Below are 3,424 nucleotides of genomic sequence, written 5' to 3'. Positions count from 1 at the left end.
AATCCCATAAAACATAAGAAAAAATATACTTATGTGCCTGGCATATCTTTAAAAAATTGTATATAGCATCTTTGTAATTAGTTTCTATTTCAACTGAAATGTAAATTAAATTCAAGAATTATCTTTTGTGAGTAGCCAATGCGATTTGTGAATTCAATAGTTTTGTATCTGTCAAGCAACCTAAAATCGCATTTGGTGGTTCTTTTATTGAGAAAAGACAACTTCAAATAAATAATTTCAATCGGTTGAAAATTATGAAGTTAAATTCTATTCCATGACTTATCAGGAATGGGGGTGTACAAAAACCAAACGAAATTCATATTGGGTTGTTGGTGCAAATTAGTTCGGACTGAATTAATGTTAAAAATTAAGCTAAGGAGCATCTTATTTTTTTAACATTAATTCAGCCGAATTTATGGACGTTTTAATTCATGTTTTTTGAAGTATGTTCTATGGAGGGAGAAGTTTATCTCAGCATTGTTCAGAAAACTGTGCTAAAAAAATCATATGTTTATATTTTTTAATGAGTTTGTGTGTGTTTTTGAAATCCATTTTTGAAGGAAATCTATAAACGTTCGGACTTTCTCAGATACATGGCGGGTGTTGGGGTAGAGCGCATAAATGCCCTGTCTGGGAAAGCGATAATTGGGTAGTAATTGCTTAAGGTTCCCCTCAGCTATCTCATCTTGAACGAGCCAAGCGGGCAGTAAGGCAACACCGGCTCCTCTTTTTGCAAATGCCAATAACGAAGCGGCGCTATCAGCCATTACCATTGGCGTATGGTTTGCCCGAAAAAGAACGAGATTGCCTTCTGGCGTTAAAACTTGCCAGCTCAGAGGTGCAGCGAGACAACTGTTGGCAATCCAGTGCGCATCAGCAAGTTGTTTTAAATTATTGATATTTTTGTCAGCGTAATTTCTGAAATATTCATACGAAGCGACAGGTATAATTTCGAACTGGTCAATTAGCTTCGCATGGTGAGTCGAGTCGGATAACTGACCAAGTCGAATGGCAACATCAAAACGACCTGATATTAGGTCATCATTTTTTGACGATGAAACATGCTGAATGCGAAGTTGGGAATGTTGAGTACCAAAAGCAGCAATTGCCGGTACGACAATATGTGCACCATACTCGGGGGTTGTAGTGATGCGAATTAAGCCGCTCAATCCTGAATGTTCGCTTCGAACATCGTTCAGTACGCGTTCAGTTTCTTGGAGTAGCTGCTGACATTGATAATAAAAACGTTCACCGGCGTCGGTAACTGCGACCTGACGGGTACTGCGAGCCAGCAACGATACACCTAGTTTTTCTTCCAGCTGCTTAATGTTAAAGCTGACTACCGCCTTGGTTAGCCCTAGCGTCTGAGCAGCACTCGTGAAACTCCCGGCTTCCACCACTGCTACGAAGATTTCAAGTCGATGCATGTTAAACATATTTTAGTCCACTTTTATGGTGTGATTGTCAAAATTATTTTGACAGTATAACTGCCAAGGTAGAATTTATCCTTATGTAATCTGCTCTTATACTACACCCACTATGTAGTTGTTCATGAGAAAACTATGACTTATCGGTTACGCGTCGCCAGTGTTTATCTGCTGGGATTCTTTATAGATCTGATTAACATGTTTATTGCCAATGTTGCTTATCCCGATATCGGCAGGCATTTTGGTGCACCAGTTAGCCAATTAGCCTGGGTGAGCAACGCCTATATTTTGGGTCTCACATTGGTGATACCGCTTAGCGGTTGGCTGGCGAACCGTGTTGGACCAAAGCGCCTGTTTATCTTATCGCTGGTCATTTTCATTATCGGCACCTGTGGAGTGGGTAGTGCTTCATCTGTATCGCAACTCATTGGCTGGAGATGGGTGCAGGGAATGGGTGGAGGGTTGTTGATACCACTTGGGCAGACGATGACGTATTCCCTTTACCGCACTCATGAGAGGGCGAAGTTGTCGTCAGCGGTCATGTTAGTCGCTTTGCTGGCACCGGCTCTGTCCCCTGCCATCGGTGGGGTGCTGGTTGATAATGTAAACTGGCGTTGGGTGTTCCTGGTGAGTCTGCCGTTGGCAATAGTGGCGTTGATTCTTGCTGGATGCTGGCTGAAATCGGATGCTAAAACGGAGGCCAATGTACGACTTGATCTCGGCGGTCTAGTCAGTGGCTGCTCGGCATTAACACTTATACTACTGGGACTGACTTATATGGGAGAAGCCCACTACCTTCGTCAGGGATCGGTTTTATTGCTCGCAGGCATGATTCTATTGGCTTTGTACGTCCGGAGTGCCTTACGCAAAACGAAGCCGTTGCTCAACCTGCGATTGGTCCAAGATCCTTTATTACAAACAGCGATGCTGATATATCAATTCATCCCCGGTATTTTCACCGGCATCAGCCTAGTAGCAATGTTTTACCTACAAAACCAATTGGGAATGCATGCTACATTGGTAGGATCAATGATGCTTCCCTGGGCCTTAGCGTCTTTTGCTGCAATCAATTTGACCGGTAAAAAGTTTAATCAATTGGGACCTCGTCCTCTATTTATTGCCGGATGTCTGGTACAAGGCCTAGGGATTGGATTACTGGCTATGATCGGTCATGCGGAAAACATCAGCATAACTGTGTTCGCTTTTGCTTTTATGGGGTTCGGCGGAAGTCTGTGCAGCAGCACGGCCCAAAGTTCCGCTTTTATTCAGATTGCCGACAATGAATTGGCAGATGCCAGCGCGCTGTGGAATATCAACCGTCAGCTCAGTTTTTGCTTTGGTGTCACACTCATCAGCTTACTGCTCAATATACTGCTTAACTCAGGACTGGTGACAAACCAAGCTTATCGCCTTTGCTTTGTGTTAGCAGCCTGTAGTGTTGTTATTCCAATTTTATTTTGCCTTCGCATAGCCAACCGGAGCGTAATCCTTACCCTCAATCAGGAGAAACAATGAATCGTTATTTTCAGGAAGTATTAGATGCGCATGAGCTTATTCGCTGCTGGTTGGGTGATTCATCAACTCACCCTGATGTGTGCGAAAATCTGCTTGCACGTTTTAGCCCAGCTTATTCCATGGTGACACCCAGCGGCGCTCTGCTCGACTATACGACATTGAATACTTTCTTCCGTACTCAATGCGGTGCAAAAGCAGGACTACAAATTGAAATTGAATATATGCAAGTGATCGCTGAAAGTGACAAGGGCGCAACAGTCACTTATCAGGAATGTCAAATTATCCCTGAGCAAAGTTCTACGTTGCGATTTTCAACTGTCGTATTCGAATTAGATCATGAGGGACGTGTTATCTGGCGTCATCTTCATGAGACATCAATGCCCCAAACATAATTCATGCAGATCGTTGTTGAATGACGGATATATCGTGATATTGCAAGAACTCATCGTTCAACAACTTTTTGTGAAATTAGACATTCCATT

At 42.9% G+C, this 3,424-nt stretch carries 3 protein-coding genes; 2 read left to right on the top strand and 1 reads right to left on the bottom strand.

What is annotated here, in order from left to right; translation table 11 throughout:
- Positions 1 to 503: 503 nt before the first annotated feature.
- Entirely contained in the window at positions 504 to 1,436 is a 933-nt protein-coding gene (locus PSI17_RS16220) for a LysR family transcriptional regulator (protein ID WP_273552950.1), read from the bottom strand.
- 126 nt (positions 1,437 to 1,562) lie between these two features.
- Here PSI17_RS16220 and PSI17_RS16215 point away from each other — a divergent pair, with 126 nt between their 5' ends.
- Both PSI17_RS16215 and PSI17_RS16210 read left to right on the top strand, forming a co-directional pair.
- Entirely contained in the window at positions 1,563 to 2,942 is a 1,380-nt protein-coding gene (locus PSI17_RS16215) for an MFS transporter (RefSeq protein ID WP_273552949.1), read from the top strand.
- Positions 2,939 to 3,334, top strand: coding sequence for a DUF4440 domain-containing protein (locus PSI17_RS16210; protein WP_273552948.1), 396 nt, complete (start codon positions 2,939 to 2,941; stop codon positions 3,332 to 3,334). The genes PSI17_RS16215 and PSI17_RS16210 overlap by 4 nt, the downstream gene beginning before the upstream one ends.
- The last annotated feature ends 90 nt before the right edge of the window (positions 3,335 to 3,424 follow it).

It is taken from the genome of Xenorhabdus sp. IM139775 (assembly GCF_028598745.1).
In the GTDB taxonomy this organism is placed as follows: Bacteria; Pseudomonadota; Gammaproteobacteria; order Enterobacterales; family Enterobacteriaceae; genus Xenorhabdus.
This window is presented reverse-complemented; position numbering and strand designations above follow the sequence as displayed.

Excerpts from the sequence above, each read along its gene's own strand:
- PSI17_RS16210 (WP_273552948.1), top strand. The coding sequence starts at position 2,939 with ATGAATCGTTATTTTCAGGAAGTATTAGATGCGCATGAGCTTATTCGC.
- PSI17_RS16220 (WP_273552950.1), bottom strand. The coding sequence starts at position 1,436 with ATGTTTAACATGCATCGACTTGAAATCTTCGTAGCAGTGGTGGAAGCC.
- PSI17_RS16215 (WP_273552949.1), top strand. The coding sequence starts at position 1,563 with ATGACTTATCGGTTACGCGTCGCCAGTGTTTATCTGCTGGGATTCTTT.